13 protein-coding genes are annotated in these 16,143 nt (G+C 65.4%); 11 read left to right on the top strand and 2 right to left on the bottom strand.

Annotation, left to right across the window (positions count from 1 at the left end):
- Positions 1–101 precede the first annotated feature (101 nt).
- From U4012_RS01580 to U4012_RS01565, 4 genes are read left to right on the top strand one after another with little or no spacing between them, the layout of a single operon-like run.
- The gene (locus U4012_RS01580) at positions 102–1,433 is read left to right on the top strand and encodes a paraquat-inducible protein A (RefSeq protein ID WP_321795576.1); all 1,332 of its coding nucleotides are present in this window, start codon (positions 102–104) and stop codon (positions 1,431–1,433) included.
- Positions 1,434–1,472: 39 nt separating this feature from the next.
- On the top strand, positions 1,473–3,068 hold the full coding sequence (locus tag U4012_RS01575) for an intermembrane transport protein PqiB (protein WP_321795574.1): 1,596 nt from the start codon (positions 1,473–1,475) through the stop codon (positions 3,066–3,068).
- On the top strand, positions 3,065–3,766 hold the full coding sequence (locus U4012_RS01570; protein WP_321795572.1) for a PqiC family protein: 702 nt from the start codon (positions 3,065–3,067) through the stop codon (positions 3,764–3,766). Before U4012_RS01575 ends, U4012_RS01570 begins: the two co-directional genes overlap by 4 nt.
- Positions 3,767–3,775: 9 nt before the next feature.
- Positions 3,776–4,342 carry a helix-turn-helix domain-containing protein gene (locus tag U4012_RS01565; RefSeq protein ID WP_321795570.1) on the top strand — a complete coding sequence of 189 codons (567 nt, stop codon included), beginning with the start codon at positions 3,776–3,778 and terminating at the stop codon, positions 4,340–4,342.
- Positions 4,343–4,488: 146 nt separating this feature from the next.
- On the opposite strand, the gene U4012_RS01560 is transcribed toward U4012_RS01565, so the two are convergent.
- Positions 4,489–5,238 (bottom strand): TetR/AcrR family transcriptional regulator, encoded by a 750-nt coding sequence (locus U4012_RS01560; protein ID WP_124484818.1) that lies wholly within the window; start codon positions 5,236–5,238, stop codon positions 4,489–4,491.
- A 149-nt stretch (positions 5,239–5,387) separates the two neighbouring features.
- Here U4012_RS01560 and U4012_RS01555 point away from each other — a divergent pair, with 149 nt between their 5' ends.
- The 7 genes from U4012_RS01555 (at position 5,388) to U4012_RS01525 (ending at position 14,529) form a co-directional block, all read left to right on the top strand.
- Positions 5,388–5,696 carry a hypothetical protein gene (locus U4012_RS01555; RefSeq protein ID WP_044843129.1) on the top strand — a complete coding sequence of 103 codons (309 nt, stop codon included), beginning with the start codon at positions 5,388–5,390 and terminating at the stop codon, positions 5,694–5,696.
- 12 nt (positions 5,697–5,708) lie between these two features.
- Entirely contained in the window at positions 5,709–6,779 is a 1,071-nt protein-coding gene (locus U4012_RS01550) for a 2,4,5-trihydroxytoluene oxygenase (protein WP_321795566.1), read from the top strand.
- A 36-nt stretch (positions 6,780–6,815) separates the two neighbouring features.
- Positions 6,816–7,772: a fumarylacetoacetate hydrolase family protein gene (locus U4012_RS01545; protein WP_321795564.1), complete on the top strand. Its 957-nt coding sequence runs from the start codon at positions 6,816–6,818 to the stop codon at positions 7,770–7,772.
- A complete protein-coding gene (locus U4012_RS01540) occupies positions 7,769–9,763 on the top strand; it encodes an acyl-CoA synthetase (RefSeq protein ID WP_321795562.1) in 1,995 nt (664 codons plus the stop codon). Before U4012_RS01545 ends, U4012_RS01540 begins: the two co-directional genes overlap by 4 nt.
- A gap of 115 nt (positions 9,764–9,878) precedes the next feature.
- Complete coding sequence (locus U4012_RS01535) at positions 9,879–10,616, top strand: OmpW/AlkL family protein (RefSeq protein WP_044843125.1); 738 nt, start codon at positions 9,879–9,881, stop codon at positions 10,614–10,616.
- Positions 10,617–10,670: 54 nt separating this feature from the next.
- Positions 10,671–13,649, top strand: coding sequence for a molybdopterin-dependent oxidoreductase (locus U4012_RS01530; protein ID WP_321795559.1), 2,979 nt, complete (start codon positions 10,671–10,673; stop codon positions 13,647–13,649).
- 10 nt (positions 13,650–13,659) lie between these two features.
- Positions 13,660–14,529 carry a 4Fe-4S dicluster domain-containing protein gene (locus U4012_RS01525; RefSeq protein ID WP_321795557.1) on the top strand — a complete coding sequence of 290 codons (870 nt, stop codon included), beginning with the start codon at positions 13,660–13,662 and terminating at the stop codon, positions 14,527–14,529.
- 139 nt (positions 14,530–14,668) lie between these two features.
- Here the strand turns inward: U4012_RS01525 and U4012_RS01520 are convergent, their stop codons facing one another.
- The gene (locus tag U4012_RS01520) at positions 14,669–16,114 is read right to left on the bottom strand and encodes an NAD-dependent succinate-semialdehyde dehydrogenase (RefSeq protein ID WP_044843122.1); all 1,446 of its coding nucleotides are present in this window, start codon (positions 16,112–16,114) and stop codon (positions 14,669–14,671) included.
- Positions 16,115–16,143 lie beyond the last annotated feature (29 nt).

Here is a 16,143-nt window from a genome sequence, read left to right as displayed (position 1 = left end):
GCGCCTTCGGGCCGCACCGGTCCGCAATCTCGAAGCCCGATGCCCGGCGCACCGTGCATCGCGCGGCGCCGCGCCTTCATTACCCGCATGGTTGATTCCCGATGAAATCCGACAACCTGGTCGCCTGCCACGAATGCGACCTGCTGATTCAGCGTCCGCCGCGCCTGCGCGCGCTGACGGCGAACTGCCCAAGATGCCACGCTCGCGTGAGCGGTGCGGCGCACGGCCGCCGCTCGCTCGACCGGCTGTGCGCATTGACGGTCGCCGCGCTGGTGACGTGTTGCGTTGCGCAGGCCTTTCCGATCGTCGCGCTCGATGCGGCCGGCATCGCGTCGCATGCGACGCTCGGTGACGCGGTTCGCGCGCTATGGTCGAACGGTCAGCCGCTGGTGGCCGCGCTCGTGTTCTGCACGACGATGCTGTTTCCGATACTGGAGCTGGCCGCATGGATGTACCTGCTCGTGCCGTTGCGCGCGGGCCGCGTACCGCGCCACTTCGCGCAAGTGCTGCGCGGCATTCACCGATTGCGGCCGTGGAGCATGGTCGAGGTGCTGATGCTCGGCGTGCTCATCACGATCGTCAAACTGACGAGCCTCGCACACGTGCTTGCCGGGCCCGCGCTATTCGCGTTCGCCGGGCTTACCGTGATGCTCTGCGTGCTGTCGACGATCGAACCGGCCCGACTGTGGGAAGCGCACGACGAACTCGTCGCACTGCGGCCAGGCGATGCCGAGCGTGCGAAACCGCCCCGCCCCGACACGACGCGACATGCTGCGCCCCGGGCCGCGGAAAGCAGCGGATCGGCGGGCATGACGGCCCGCGCCGCGGGATGGATCGCCTGTCACCTCTGCGCGCGCGTGCAGCCGGCACACACATGCGGCGAGCGCTGCACGCGCTGCGGATCGCCGCTGCACGCGCGCCGTCCGCACAGCATCGCGCGCACGGGCGCGCTCGTCGCTGCCGCTGCGTTGCTCTATATCCCGGCGAACCTGTTGCCCGTCATGCACGCGACCTCGCTCGGCCGGGCCGAGGACGACACGATCCTCGGCGGTGTCGCGTACTTCTGGACGTCCGGCGACTGGGCGCTCGCCGTCATCGTGTTCATCGCGAGTGTGCTCGTGCCGATGCTCAAACTTGCGGCCCTCGCATTCCAGGCGATCGCCGCCCATCGCGGCGTGCAATGGCGGCCGCTCGAACGAGCCCGGCTGCATCGGCTGGTCGAGCGCGTGGGCCGCTGGTCGATGCTCGACGTATTCGTCGTGGCGCTCACGATCGCGCTCGTGCATTTCGGCTCGTTCGCCGACATCACGCCCGGCCCCGGCGCGCTCGCGTTCGGCGCCGTGGTCGTGCTGACCATGTGCGCGTCGATGCAGTTCGATCCGCGGCTCATCTGGGACGGCGCGCCCCGCCGCGCCGCCCATCACCAACCTTGAACCGGCGCAAGCGCCCGATTTATTTCGAATCCCAAAACGATGTCTTCTTTCGATTTTTCGCCACCCGAGATCCGGCTGCGCAGCCGCTGGATCCCGTCTCTCGTCTGGATCGTGCCGCTCGTTTGCGCGCTGATCGGGCTGTCGCTCGTGATCCGGACCGTCACCGCCAACGGTCCGACGATCACGGTCACGTTCGCCAACGCCGAGGGCCTCGAAGCCGGCAAGACCAAGGTCCGCTACAAGGACGTCGATATCGGCTCCGTCCAGACCATCACGCTCACCCCTGATTTCAAGCGCGTGGTCGTCGGCATTCAGCTGACGCACGACGCCGCGCGCTTCGCGAACCGCGACACGCGCTTCTGGGTCGTTCGACCGCGCGTCGGTGCCACCGGCATTTCCGGCCTCGGCACGCTGCTCTCCGGCGCATTCATCGGCGCGGATCTCGGCCGCTCGTCGCAGAAGCAGACCGATTTCACCGGTCTCGAGACGCCGCCCGCCGTCACCGCGGACCAGCAGGGCCGACGCTTTCTGCTGCACGGCGACTCGCTGGGCTCGGTCGACATCGGCTCGCCGGTGTTCTACCGGCATGTGCAGGTCGGTCAGGTCGTGGGATTCTCGCTCGACAAGGACGGTACCGGCGTCGACGTTCAGGCGTTCGTGAAAGCGCCCTACGACAAGTACGTCAGCGTCAATACGCGCTGGTGGCACGCGAGCGGCGTGGATCTTCGGCTCGATTCGAGCGGCCTGAAACTCAACACGCAGTCGCTGGCGACCGTGATCGTCGGCGGTCTCGCGTTTCAGTCGCCGCCCGGACAAGCGGACGCGCCGCAGGCAGCCGACAACACGCCGTTCCGGCTCGCCCCCGACGAAGCCGACGCGATGCGCGACCCCGACGGCACACCGCTGATGGTCGTCATGCGCTTCGACCAGTCGCTGCGCGGGCTGTCGGTCGGCGCGCCGGTCGATCTGCGGGGCATCGTGCTCGGTCAGGTCACGAACATCGGGATCGAGTACAACGAACACACGCGCAACTTCAGCATGAAGGTCGCGATGGCGCTGTATCCGTCGCGACTGAGCCGACACAGCGATACGGCGCTGCCCGCGCCCGATACGGCCGGCGGCCACGAACTGCTCCAGCACCTGGTGCTCCAGGGGCTGCGCGGGCAGTTGCGTACCGGCAGCCTGCTGACCGGTCAGCTCTATGTGGCGCTCGACATGTTCCCGAAGGCGCCGCACGCGAGCGTCGACGCGCGCCGCACGCCGGTGGAACTGCCGACCGTGCCCAACACGCTTGACGAACTGCAGGTGCAGATCGCCGACATTGCGCGCAAGCTCGATCAGGTGCCGTTCGACCGGATCGGCAACAATCTGAACGGCGCGCTCGCGCATGCGAACCAGTTGTTCGGTCACCTCGATGAGCAGGTCGTGCCGCAGGCGCGCGACACGCTGGCCGCCGCGCAACGCACGTTCAGCGCGGCAGAGTCGACGTTGGGGCAGAATTCGCCGATGCAGTCGGACGTTCATGAGGCGATGCAGTCGCTCACGCAAACGCTGCAGTCGTTGAATGCGCTTGCGGACTATCTGGAACGTCATCCCGAATCGCTGCTGTTCGGCAAGAAGGGAGACCGCCAATGAAAGCGCGTTCGTTTGGTCGTCTCCGTATGCCGGCGCGCATCGCGACGTGCGTCGCACTCGCGGTGCTGAGCGCGTGCGCGTCGCCGCCGGTGCATTTCCATACCCTCGCGGTGGCGGACGATGCGGGTGCCGAGGCCACTGCCACGCATCCCGCCTGGCTGATCGACATCCAGGCCGTGCACGTCGCGGCGCCTGCGGACGGCAACCGGCTCGTCGTGCAACGCAGCCCCGATCGGGCCGACATCCTGGAGCAGGAGCGCTGGGCCGCGCCGCTCGGCGACGAGATGCGCGGCGGACTGTCGACGCGCGTCGCGTCCCGGCTCGGCACGATCGATGTTCATCGCGTCGCCCACCCGGACGGCGCGCCCGTCTACCGGGTCGCGGTGGACGTCCAGCGAATCGAATCCTGGCCGGCATCGCACGTGCTGCTCGATGCGACGTGGAGTGTGAGTTCCGGGTCCGGACAGCCGGCACTGACGTGCCGCAGCATCGTTCGGTCCGGTGCGTCGACGGGCTACGAAGCACTCGTCGACGCGCAGCGTCGCGCGCTCGATGCGCTCGCGCTCGGGATCGCCGCGGGCATTCGCGCGGCGGCCGCGCATGCCGCGCCGCCGGCCGATTGCCGCGCGGGCGCACTCGGGCGCCCGATCGCACGCCCCGCTGTCGATCGCGGCGCGCCGGACGCGCTCGACGATTGAATCGGCGCCGTGACGACGCGACATTTCCCGCGGCGCGATATCGCGCCGCTTCAGCCCTTTCCACTGCACGGACAGCCCAGGATGAAACCCGCCCGCCTCACCCGTATGCAGCGCCGGCTCGACACCCGCGAACGGCTCATCGCCGCCGCTCGCGAATGCTTCATCGCGAACGGCTTCGCCGATACGACCGTCGAGCACATCGTCGAACGCGCTGGCTATACGCGCGGCGCGTTTTATGCGAACTTCGGGCACAAGCGCGAGCTGTTGATCGAGATCCTGCGTCGCGACCGCCCGAAGTTACTGGCGAAAATGCGGCCGGCAGCGCATGAGCACCGAGGCTCCCACACCGCCGGCTCCGCAGACATCGCCGCCGGCTGGGAATGTTTCCCGCTGTGGGTCGAGGTTCACCTGTACGCGCTACGCGATGCCGGGATCCGGCAGATCGTCGACCGGCTGCACGCCGAGCCGGCGCCGCCGGCTGCGGCGAGCGATACGGCAGACGCATCGGAGCGCATGCCATCGTCGGCCGAATGCGCGGCAGTGCTCGGCGTTGCGCTGATGCGTGCCGGTGCGTAGTACGCACGGCACGAAGAGCTGACCCAGGACACCGCGATGCGTGCGCGGGCTGAACGGTGCACGCCAGGCCCGGCGCCCGAGTTAGCGGCCGGGTACCGCACGAGCGCTCGGGGTGGCTTGGCCGCCGCCTGCGTCACCCCATTACGTCACTGCGCCGTCTCGGCCGCATCCACAACGGGCAGCGGCCGGCTTGCGATCTTCTCGGCTTCCGCACGCTTGAGCCCCAGCGTATGCAGCAGCGTCGCCGCCGTGCGTTCCGGAAAATGCTCTCCGTTGAATCCGAGTTCCTTCAGGACACCGGCAGCCGGTGCGCCCGGAGCGACGAAGTTGAGTTCGGCGGCAATCGCGGTCAGCACCGTACCGCCAACCGAAAGGAAGCCGACGAACGGGTCGGCGACCACGAAGCGTTTCTCGGCGATACCGCGCTCCATGTCCCGCAGCAGGCGTTGACCCAGGCCGAGCGTCAGGACGCGCGCCGAAAAGCCCTCGCGTATCAGGAAGTGTCCCCACACCGGCTCGCGCCGCGCGCGCATCAGCGTATGTCGCACCGAGACGGAAATGATCTCCGCCGGGTCGGACAAGCCGCTGGCCAGGCGATCGAGCGAATCCGCGAACTCCTCGAATACCGATTCCACGAGGGTCGCGTAGATCGCCTCCTTCGATTCGAAGTGGTTGTAGAACGAGCCGAAGCCGACGTCGGCGGCCTCGGTGATTTCGTTGATGGCAACGCCTTCCATGCCCTTCTCGGCCATCAGTCTGAGCGCGGCATCCAGCAGGCGGGCACGGGTCTCCCGCTTGCGGCGCGCGCCACGCGGCTCGCGCTCTTCGGCGACCGCGGGACTGGATGCTTCCGGAGCGGAGCGCTTTGGTGTGCGGCGGCTCGGTGTATTCGTCATGACGTTTTCGATCCTTGTTCGTGCCCAAGTATAGATTCAAACGTCTACATTGACAAAGTCATCATCTATGATTTTAATGTCATCAAGGACGGCAGAACACGGCCTCGAGAACCGATCGAACGACGAATGGAGATACGGTGGAGACACACATGCACACGGGCGCCAGCGCGTCCATTCACAACAGCTCGCACGCGTCGCCGAAGTGCGGGCTGCCTTCGATGCTCGGCGTATTGATCGCAGGATTCACGCCGGTCGGCGCCGCATCGGGCCATTTTTCGGCCAGTCACGGCGCCGGCGGCGAGGCGCGCCGCTCCCATGCGAAATCGACGAGCGACCTCGCGACATTCGTGGTCCGGCCAGTGATGTCCTGCGACGGTGAGATTGCATGCCCGCCGTTGCGCGGCAAGCCCCTCGATGCGACGGCGCCCGCCTTCGCAATTGTCATTCGACCTGCCTGATTGTCATCCGCCATGAAACTGACCACCCCACAACCGGCTCGCCACCCGCACCCCACGACGAAGGCATCGGCGCTCGCCTATCTGATCTTCGATCGCCCCGATCTCGACGAGGCAGAGCACTTTCTCAACGACTTCGGACTCCGAACGGTGCTGCGGGATGACACGCAATTGCTGCTGCGCGGAACCGGTACCGCACACTTCTGTTATGTCGTTCGCCACGCGCCGAAGGCCCGCTTCGTAGGCTTCGGATTGCAGGTCGACAGTCGTGCCGATCTGGAGGCGCTCGCCAAAATCCCTGGCGCGTCGGAGATCGAGGCATCGGATTGGCCAGGCGGCGGCCTCCGGGTGCGGCTCGCCGATCCGTCGGGCTTTCGAGTCGACGCGATTGCCGGCCAGACCCGGGCCGACACGTTGCCGCATCGTGCCGCGCTTTCATTCAACTCGGTCGACACGCCGTTGCGGATCAACGAAACGCAGCGGCCGCCGGCGAGCGCGCCTGAAGTCATTCGGCTCGGACACGTCGTGCTCGAACTCGCCGACTACCAGGAAACCTGCGCGTGGTACACGCGACATTTCGGGTTCATCCCCAGCGATGTCCAGGTGCTGCCGGACGGCTCACCCGCGGTTGCCTTCATGCGGCTCGATCTCGGCGACCGGCCGGCCGACCACCATACGCTCGCGCTCGCCCAGGGGTTCGTGCCGACTTATAGCCACAGCGCGTACGAACTGGTCGACGCCGATGCCGTCGGCATGGGCCAGCGCATGCTGCACGACAACGGGTGGGCGCACGCGTGGGGCATCGGCCGACACATTCTCGGCAGCCAGATCTTCGACTATTGGCAGGACCCGTGGGGCGACAAGCACGAACACTATTGCGACGGCGACCTGTTCACGGCCGACGAGCCGACGGGCGTGCACGCGGTCAGCCGCGAAGCGATGGCGCAGTGGGGCCCGACGATGCCGCGCAGCTTCACGAAGCCCCGGCTCACGCCGTCGAGCCTTGCGGCGCTGTTCCGCAACCTGCGCCGCAGTCCCGATCTGACGGTCAGCAAGCTGCTGACCCTGGCGAAGCTGTTCGCCTGATCCCCAACCGCCCATTCGACTCACGAGAGATCATTCATGTCACTGCATGTCCTGCACTTCCGGCATCATGGCCGCGCCCAATGGGGCGTGGTCGCCAACGGCGCCGTCACGCCGATTCCCGGCGACTTCGAGACAACCGCGAGCTTTCTCGCGGCGAATCCGGTTGAACGACTCGTCTCGCTCGACGGACCGACGATTCCGGAGTCGGACGTGGAGTGGCTGCCACCGGTGACCGCCAACCAGCAGTTCGTTTGCCAGGGGGCGAATTACCGTCGGCACATGATCGAATCCGGCATGGATCCGGACGCGAAAAAGTTCAACATGATCTTCACGAAGGCGACGAGTTGCATCGTCGCCGCCGACTCACGAGTCGTGAAACCCCGGCACGTCCGGTTTCTCGACTACGAAATCGAGCTCGGCCTCATCCTCAAACGCGACATCACGTCTCATCAGCAGATCACGGACGCGAACCTGCACGACTATGTCGCCGGCACCGTGATCGTCAACGACTATTCCGCGCGCGATGTCCAGATCCCGCAGATGCAGTTCTACAAGGGCAAGAGCTTCCGGACGTTCGGCCCGGTCGGCCCCTATCTGTGCCTGCTCGAGCGGCATGACTTCCCGAAGCTGAAGGCGCTCGACCTGACGTTGACCGTCAACGGCGCGGTGCGCCAGCAGGACTCGACATCGAACCTCGTCTACGGTCCGGCGGAAACGTTGACCGAGTTGTCGGGCGTGCACGACCTTCGCGCCGGCGACCTGCTCGCGACCGGCACGCCGGCCGGTTGCGCACTCAGCATCCCGTCGCCGTTCAAGCAGCGGGCCGTCGCGCTTTTCCCCGAATCCGTCAAATGGAAGATGTTCATGAAGCTGCAGACGGGGCGCGCGCAGTATCTGAAGGCCGGAGACATCGTCGAAGCCCGGATCGCGAGCCGCGACGGATCGATCGACCTGGGCGTGCAACGTAACGAGATCGTGGACGAAGCAGCATGAACGGCATCGCGACCCAAGACGACGTGCTGGCGATCGAAGCGCCGGGCCTTCCGCCGGACCTTCCGGCCAGCACGTACGAGATGATCTGCGCCGGTGCGGCCATCGATCCGTCCGCCCCCGCCCTCTCCTTTTTCATGACCGCCGACGCGCACCGCGACGCCGAGTGCTGGACCTATCGCGAGCTGGTTCGCGACATCACGCGCACGGCCAACATGTTCGCGCGCCTCGGTGTGAATTCGCAGTCGGTGATCGCTTATGTGCTGCCCAATCTGCCCGAAACGCATTTCGTGATCTGGGGCGGACAGGCAACCGGCATCGTATGCGCGATCAATCCGCTGCTTGAAGGCGAAGCGATCGGTCAGCTGCTCAAAGCCGCCGGCGCCAGCGTGCTCGTGACGCTCGCGCCATTTCCCGGGACCGATCTCTGGCAAAAAGTCGCGGACATCCTTCGGGAGGTCGAGCCGCTGCGGCATCTCGTGCTGGTCAACCTGGCCGATCGCGTGCGGGGCATCGCGCAATCGGCGGCACGCACGCTCCAGCACGACGCGTGTGCGCAGTTGTACGGCGCTGGCGGTTTGCGCAGCGCCGTGCCTGCGCACATCCAGATCCACGACTTCGGTACGGCAATCGCGCGGGAATCCGGTACGGCGCTCGACAATGCGCGCCGCATTCGACCCGGCGACATGTCCTCTTACTTCTGTACCGGTGGAACCACCGGCTTGCCGAAAATCGCGATGCGCAGTCATGGCAACGAAGTGGCGAATGCCTGGAGCGCCGGCCGATTCTTCGGCGACAGTATCGGCCCCGGCAAAACGACTTTTTGCGGCTTGCCGCTCTTTCACGTCAACGCCGCGATGGTGACCGGCCTCCTGCCGTTCTCGCGCGGTGCCCATGTCGTGCTCGGCACACCGCAGGGTTACCGGGGCGACGGCGTCGTCAAACGCTTCTGGGAAATCGTCGAACATCACCACATCAATTTCTTCAGTGGCGTCCCGACGCTTTATGCTTCGCTGCTCGACATTCCCTCCGAGGATCATGTCATCGACTCGCTCGAATACGGCCTGTGCGGTGCCGCGCCGATGCCGGTCGGCGTCTTCAGGTCCTTCCAGGAAAAAACGGGCATCCGGATTCTCGAAGGTTACGGCCTGACCGAAGGAACGTGCGTGAGCAGCGTCAACCCGCCGAACGGCGAGCGTCGGCTGGGATCAATCGGGCTTCGCATCCCCTTCCAGGCGATGAAGGCGGTCGTCGTGGACGATGCGGGACGGTATCTGCACGACTGCGCAGCCAACGAAGAGGGGTTGCTCGTCATCTCCGGGCCGAACGTGTTCACCGGCTACACGCGTGCCGACCAGAACGAGGCCCTGTGGCTCGATCTCGGCGACGGCAAGCGCTGGCTCAACACGGGCGACCTCGGCCGCTGCGACATCGACGGTTACTTCTGGCTGACCGGCCGCAAGAAGGAGTTGATCATCCGCGGCGGACACAATATCGACCCGGCGACGATCGAGGAACCGCTGCATCGACACCCGGCAGTCCAGATCGCAGCGGCGATCGGGCGCCCCGATGCCTATGCCGGCGAGTTGCCGGTCGCGTATGTTCAGCTCAAGCCGGGCATGACGGCTAGCGAACACGATCTGGAAGTGTTCATGCAGCAGGAGATCGCGGAACGCGCCGCCCTGCCCAAGCACGTCCGAATCGTCGAGACGATCCCGCTCACCGGCGTCGGCAAGATCTTCAAACCCGAACTCAAGCGCCGCGAGACGAGTGACGCACTCCGCGCGGCATTGGACCAGGGCGGAGCGCCCGGCGCATCAGTCGACGTCTCGACCAGTGATTCCGGCGGAATGTCGGTCTCGGTCGAGCTGAGCAATCCCGGGCTCGAGACTGCCGCGCGCTTCGTGCTGGGGCGTTTTCCGTTTGCGTTTTCGATCTCGTTCGCAGCGGAACCCATTCGGTCGTCCGGACCGGCAGCAACAGATCTGCGGTGACGGAGGCACGTGACTAGCCGCGACAACACAAATTCCGAGAGCGGCTTGTCACTATCAATAAGGTATCCAAAGCAACTGTAGTTCTTTAATCGGACCGAGACAGAGGAGACGCAAAATGAAATTGAGGCGAACGACGAGTTTCGCAGGTGCGATGGTCTGCATCTGCACGGCTGCACTTGCCGACAACGCAGATGCGCAGACGGCCGGAAGCATCACTACTTCGGTTGGATGGCTGCACGTCGCGCCCCAGGGCGACGCGACGCCCCTGACCGTGCAAAGTGTCGGCGGCGTAACGGTGAATCAGCAAATGGGTGGTACCGGGGCGCATGCCAGCTCGACGGATACGATGGGCATCACCACCGAGTACTACGTCACCGACAACATTGGTGTCGCCATGCTGTTCGGACTGCCACTGACAGTCAATCTGGTCGGTGACGGGACGTTGCAGAAGTACGGAACCCTCGGCACGACAAGGCCGATGCCGCCCGCCATCGAACTTCGATATCACCTGTTTTCAGCTGAATCGAAATTCCGTCCGTACGTAGGACTTGGCGTCAACTACACGTGGTTCACCCAGGTTCGGGCGACCAATCGCCAGTTCGTCACCGACAGCTTCGGGCCGGGCGGCTCGGCGCGCGCGACACTCAGTTCATCGTGGAACCCGGTGTTCGAGCTCGGAGCGAGTTACGCGATGACCAAACATTGGTCGGTCGGTGCTTCCGTCGGCTACATGCCGGTGAAGACCCACCTCACGTTATACGGACAGACCGCGACCGGCACGCAGATCGTTTCCACATCGACGCTCCGACTCAATCCCGTCAACGTTTTCCTGAACGTCGCTTACACGTTCTAGCGGGTGCGACCCGATGCCAGCCCCCCGCATGGAAGCAACACTTTGGATCGAACGATGAAACGACAGGCTCTCAAGACCATTCTTTTTGCATTGCCCAAGGTTCTGGACCTGACGGCGCGCCGCTTCCCCGCCTATCGCGATCGCCTCAAGGAGCGCAATCTCGTCGCGTGGATCGGGCTCATGGATCAAAGCATCGGTCGCGCCATCGAGTTCAGGAATGGCCGCATTCGGTCGCGCGCCGGCAAGCATGCGCGGCCCGATGTGCGCATGGCCTTCAAGGACGTCGCCACCGCCCTGAAGTTCCTTTCCCCGAACCCGGACCAGGGCGAGATCGTCCACGCCGCCAAGAACTTCAAGGTGGTCACCGAGGGCGAGGACGAACTGCTGGTTTGGCTCATGCAAACCCTGAGCATGATGCGCACGGTCGGCCTGACGATGGGCACGCCCATGCGCGACGGCACCCGACGCTACACCACCTGTACCAATGGCGGCCCCCTGTTCGTCTACGTCAAGGATGGCCGCATCGTCCGCGTGACGCCCATCGAGCTGGACGATACGGATGCGTCAAGCTGGGTGATCGAGGCACGCGGACGCCGCTTCAGCCCGCCACGGCGCGGACTGGTCGCGCCCCACGCGTTGACCCTCAAGTCGCTGGTCTACTCCGACAAGCGCATCCTTCACCCGATGAAACGGGTCGACTTCGACCCGGACGGCGAGCGCAATCCGCAGAACCGGGGCAAGTCCGGCTATGTGCGTATCAGCTGGGACGAGGCCCTGGACATCGTCGCCAAGGAGATCAACCGGCAGAAGCGTGTTCACGGCCCCGGTTCCATCACGTTCCCGATGTCGTCCCACCACCAGTGGGGCAACGTCGGCTACTACCTCAGCGCGCTGACGCGCTTCGCCAACCTGATCGGCTTCACCCGGGTCGCCGCGAATCCGGACAGCTGGGAAGGCTGGTACTGGGGGGCCATGCATCATTTCGGCAACTCGATGCGCGTCGGCGTGCCCGCCGGCTACGGCGGCCTCGAGGACGGTCTCAAGGAGGCCGAAATGATCGTCTTCTGGTCCTGCGACCCCGAAAGTACCAACGGAGCCTACGCAGGATTCGAGGGAACCCCGCGCCGCCTGTGGGCCAAGGAGCTCGGCATCGAGTTCGTTCACATCGACCCGCACTGCAATCCCACCGCACAGCTGCTGGGCGGCCGCTGGATCCCGATCCGGCCGCAAACCGATGCCGCGCTGGCGACCGCCATCATGTACGTCTGGACCGTGGAGGGCCTGTACGACAAGGATTACGTCGCGACCCGCACGACCGGTTTCGACGATTGGAAAGCCTACCTGCTGGGCGAAACCGACGGTACCCCCAAGACGCCCGAGTGGCAGGAGAGCGAGACCGGCGTGCCGGCCAAGGACGCCCGTGCGCTTGCGCGCCTGTGGGGGAAGAAGAAGGTGCATCTCGCCGTCGGGATGACCGGCGCGGGATTCGGCGGCGCGGGCCGCGGGGCGACCGGCGCGCAATGGGCGCGCTGCATGATCATGATGATGTCCATGCAGGGCTGGGGCAAGCCGGGGGTGAATTTCGGCTGCCTCGAAATCGGCGTCCCGCACGATCTCCAGTTCTACTTCCCGGGCTACGCGGACGGCGGCATTTCAGGCGACCTGGCGTGGACCGCCAATGCGGTGGACAACTACCAGCGCATGCCGCATATCCTGACCATGAATCCCGTCAAGCAAATGGTGCCGCGACAGCAGATGCCCGATGCGATTCTCAACGGTCACGCCACCGGTTATCTCTGGGACGGCATGTCCCAGGAAGCCCAGTTTGCGCCGTTCACGTACCCGATGCCCGGCTATTCGCCGATCCACATGATCTATCGCTACGGCGGATCCGCGTTCAGTACCGTGACGAATTCCGGACGCTGGACGCAGGCCTACCGGCACTCGAGCATCGAATTCGTCGTCAATCAGTCGATCTGGATGGAAGGCGAAGCCCAGTTCGCCGACATCATCCTGCCCGCGTGCACTTCGGTGGAGCGTTGGGACATCGGAGAATGGGCGAATTCGGGCGGCTACGCCCACCACGGGTATGGAACGGTCAACCATCGCATGCTGACGCTGCAGCACAAGTGCATCGAACCCCTGGGCGAGTCCCGCTCCGACTACGACATTTTCACTGCCATCCTGACCCGGTTGGGCCTGGGTGGCATTTTCACCGAGGGCTGCGGGGATCTCGACTGGGTCAAGCGCGTCTTCGACTCGTCGGATCTGCCCGATCACATTTCGTGGCGCGAATTTTGCCGCAAGGGCTATTTCGTCGTGCCGCCCGAAAAGCCCGAACTGCGCCATCCCGTGGACATGCGCTGGTATGCGGAAGACAGGAAGAAGGACCTGCCGGAACCTCATCCGCTGCCGTCACAGTTCTCGGAGCGGTTCGGCAAGGGCCTGCAGACGCCGAGCGGCAAGCTGGAGTTCGTGCCCGAGTTGCTGAAGCGGCACACCGCGGACAATCCGGAGCGCCCCCCGCTCAACCGATATATCCCCTCCTGGGAGGGGTTGCGCTCGGACCTGGCCCGGCGCTACCCGCTGCAACTGATCGCCACCCACAGCCGCTACAGTTTTCATACCCACGGTGACGGAAAGAATTCTGCCGTGAACGGCATCGACGATCATCGCGCGCTGATCGCGGGGCACCGGTTCTGGCTGCTGAGGCTCAATCCGGCAGACGCCGCTGTTCGATGCATCGCCCATCGCGATCTCGTCAAAGTACACAACGACCGCGGCGCCGTGATCTGTGCGGCCGATGTCTCGCCCCTGGTGAACGCCGGAGTGGTGAAATCCTACGAGGCGAGCGCTGAATTTCAGCTGATCGAAATCGATGGCGAGCAAGTCGAGATCGGCGGCTGCATGAACATGCTGACCCCCGACCGGCCTCAGACCGCCGGCACCAGCAGCATGAGCCCGAATTCCTGCCTGGTGCAGGTCGAGAAATGGCGCGGTGCCGAGGCATTCATGCTCGGTCGCGCAGCGTGAGGAATTTCAAATGAGCAAGTGGAACCTGATCATCAACGTCGGCCGTTGCGAGAACTGCCAGAACTGTGTGATCGCCGCGCGGGACGAGCACGTCGGCAATGACTTTCCCGGCTACGCGGCACCCGCTTCGGCCAGTGCGGAGAGCCCCATCCGCATCCTGCGTCGTGTACAGGGTGCTTCGCACATGATCGAGACCACTTATCTGCCGGTCATGTGCAACCACTGCGACGACGCGCCCTGCATGCGTGTGGGCGGCAGCGCCATTCGCAAGCGCGCCGACGGCATCGTCATCATCGATCCGGACAAGGCGCGAGGCCGAAAGGACATCGTCAAGGCGTGCCCTTACAAGGCGATCGTGTGGAACGAAGAACTGCAACTGCCGCAGATCTGGATCTTCGATGCGCATTTGCTCGACCAGGGCTGGTCCCGCCCGCGTTGTCAGCAGTCGTGCCCCACCGATGTGTTCGAGACGGTCAAGCTCGATGACACGGCGATGGCCGAGAAGGCCAGGCGTGAGGGACTCAAGGTATTGCGACCCAACCTGAGCACGAAGCCCCGCGTGTGGTATAGCGGCCTCGAGCGTTGGGAAACGTGCTTCGTCGGCGGAAGTGTCAGTGCCGAGGCAGGAGACGTGGTCGAGTGTGTCACGGATGCGGTCGTCGTCTTATATGCAGGTAATCGGCAGGTAGCCGAAACCGTCTCGGACGGCTTCGGCGATTTCCGGTTCGACGGCCTGGCCAGGGGCAGCGGCCTCTACAGAGTCCAAATCCGGCATGCCCGCGGCAATGCCTGGCGCGAGTGCAAATTGGGCGACAGCGCCTACCTGGGCGAGATCAGGCTCAGTCAATCGACAAACGCCGTGGCGATGGAGTGCTCGTGATCCGGGCGAGACTGGACGCTGCGGTGACCGACGGTGAACGAATCAGAAAAAACAAGGCCGGGCGAAACACCCGGCCCTCGGCAACGCCATGCCGCGTGCGCACCGCCCAAACGGCGGCACGCACGCGACCACGCGGTCGTCAGACCGCCATCACCGTCACCGACTTCGTGACGAGATACGGCTCCAGCGCTTCCGGCCCGCCTTCCGACCCGTAGCCCGAATCCTTCACGCCGCCGAACGGCATTTCCGGCCACGGCGTCGCCGGCTGGTTGATCCACAGCATCCCGACTTCGAGACGCTGCGTCAGCAGATGCACGTTCGCGAACGAACGCGTGAACGCATAGCCGGCCAGCCCGAACGGCAGGCGATTGGCTTCGGCGATCGCATCCTCGAGCTTGTCGAAACCGCGGATCGCCGCGACCGGGCCGAACGGCTCGTTGTTGAACACGTCCGCTTCGAGCGGCACGTTCGCGATCACGGTCGGCGCGAAGAAGTTGCCTTCCGAGCCGATCCGTTCGCCGCCCGTCTCGATGCTCGCGCCGACCTTGCGCGCGTTCTCGACGACCGACGCCATCGCAGTCAGCCGGCGCGGGTTCGCCAGCGCGCCGAGCGTCGTGCCTTCCTCGAGGCCGTTGCCGACCTTCAGCCCCTGCGCATGCGCGACCAGCGCACGCGTGAATTCGTCGCGGATGCTGTTGTGCACGAGGAAACGCGTCGGCGAGATGCACACCTGGCCCGCGTTGCGGAACTTCGCGCCACCGGCGGCCTTCACCGCCAGCGCGACGTCCGCGTCCTCGGCGACGATCACCGGCGCGTGGCCGCCCAGCTCCATCGTCGCGCGCTTCATGTGCTGGCCCGCGAGCGCCGCGAGTTGCTTGCCGACCGGCGTCGAGCCCGTGAACGTCACCTTGCGGATCACCGGATGCGGAATCAGGTACGACGAGATTTCTGCCGGATCGCCGTACACGAGACCGACCACACCGGCCGGCACGCCCGCGTCGACGAACGCGCGCAGCAGCGCGGCCGGCGATGCCGGGGTTTCTTCCGGCGCCTTCACGAGGAACGAACAGCCGGTCGCCAGCGCGGCGCTCAGCTTGCGCACGACCTGGTTGACCGGGAAATTCCACGGCGTGAACGCCGCGACCGGTCCAACCGGCTCCTTCACGACGGTCTGCTGCGCGCCGAGATTGCGCGGCGGCACGATCCGGCCATACACGCGGCGGCCTTCGTCCGCGAACCATTCGATGATGTCGGCGGCCGACAGCACTTCCACACGCGCTTCCGTGAGCGGCTTGCCCTGCTCCTGCGTCATCAGCTGCGCGATCGTGTCGGCGCGCTCGCGCACCAGCGCGGCCGCCTTGCGCATCGTCGCCGCGCGCTCGTGCGCGGGCACCTTGCGCCATGCTTCGAAACCGCGCTGCGCCGCGGCCAGCGCGCGATCGAGATCGGCGATGCCCGCGTGAGCCACCTTGCCGATCGCCTTGCCCGTCGCCGGGTTCACGACGTCGATCGTCTTGCCGCTCGCGGCGTCGACCCACTCGCCGTCGATCAGCAGTTGCGTATCCGTATAAGTCACGTTAGCCATCCAGACACCCCAGTTTTACGTCGATAAAA

Origin of the sequence: Burkholderia sp. BCC1988 (assembly GCF_905339895.1) — a bacterium.
Lineage (GTDB): Bacteria > Pseudomonadota > Gammaproteobacteria > Burkholderiales > Burkholderiaceae > Burkholderia.
Note: the sequence above shows the minus strand (reverse complement) of the source record. Positions and strands in the feature narration are given on the sequence as shown.

Bases quoted from the DNA above. Each gene is read 5' to 3' on its own strand.
- U4012_RS01580 (WP_321795576.1), top strand. From the start codon at position 102: ATGAAATCCGACAACCTGGTCGCCTGCCACGAATGCGACCTGCTGATT.
- U4012_RS01575 (WP_321795574.1), top strand. From the start codon at position 1,473: ATGTCTTCTTTCGATTTTTCGCCACCCGAGATCCGGCTGCGCAGCCGC.
- U4012_RS01570 (WP_321795572.1), top strand. From the start codon at position 3,065: ATGAAAGCGCGTTCGTTTGGTCGTCTCCGTATGCCGGCGCGCATCGCG.
- U4012_RS01560 (WP_124484818.1), bottom strand. From the start codon at position 5,238: ATGACGAATACACCGAGCCGCCGCACACCAAAGCGCTCCGCTCCGGAA.
- U4012_RS01555 (WP_044843129.1), top strand. From the start codon at position 5,388: ATGCACACGGGCGCCAGCGCGTCCATTCACAACAGCTCGCACGCGTCG.
- U4012_RS01550 (WP_321795566.1), top strand. From the start codon at position 5,709: ATGAAACTGACCACCCCACAACCGGCTCGCCACCCGCACCCCACGACG.
- U4012_RS01545 (WP_321795564.1), top strand. From the start codon at position 6,816: ATGTCACTGCATGTCCTGCACTTCCGGCATCATGGCCGCGCCCAATGG.
- U4012_RS01540 (WP_321795562.1), top strand. From the start codon at position 7,769: ATGAACGGCATCGCGACCCAAGACGACGTGCTGGCGATCGAAGCGCCG.
- U4012_RS01535 (WP_044843125.1), top strand. From the start codon at position 9,879: ATGAAATTGAGGCGAACGACGAGTTTCGCAGGTGCGATGGTCTGCATC.
- U4012_RS01530 (WP_321795559.1), top strand. From the start codon at position 10,671: ATGAAACGACAGGCTCTCAAGACCATTCTTTTTGCATTGCCCAAGGTT.
- U4012_RS01525 (WP_321795557.1), top strand. From the start codon at position 13,660: ATGAGCAAGTGGAACCTGATCATCAACGTCGGCCGTTGCGAGAACTGC.
- U4012_RS01520 (WP_044843122.1), bottom strand. From the start codon at position 16,114: ATGGCTAACGTGACTTATACGGATACGCAACTGCTGATCGACGGCGAG.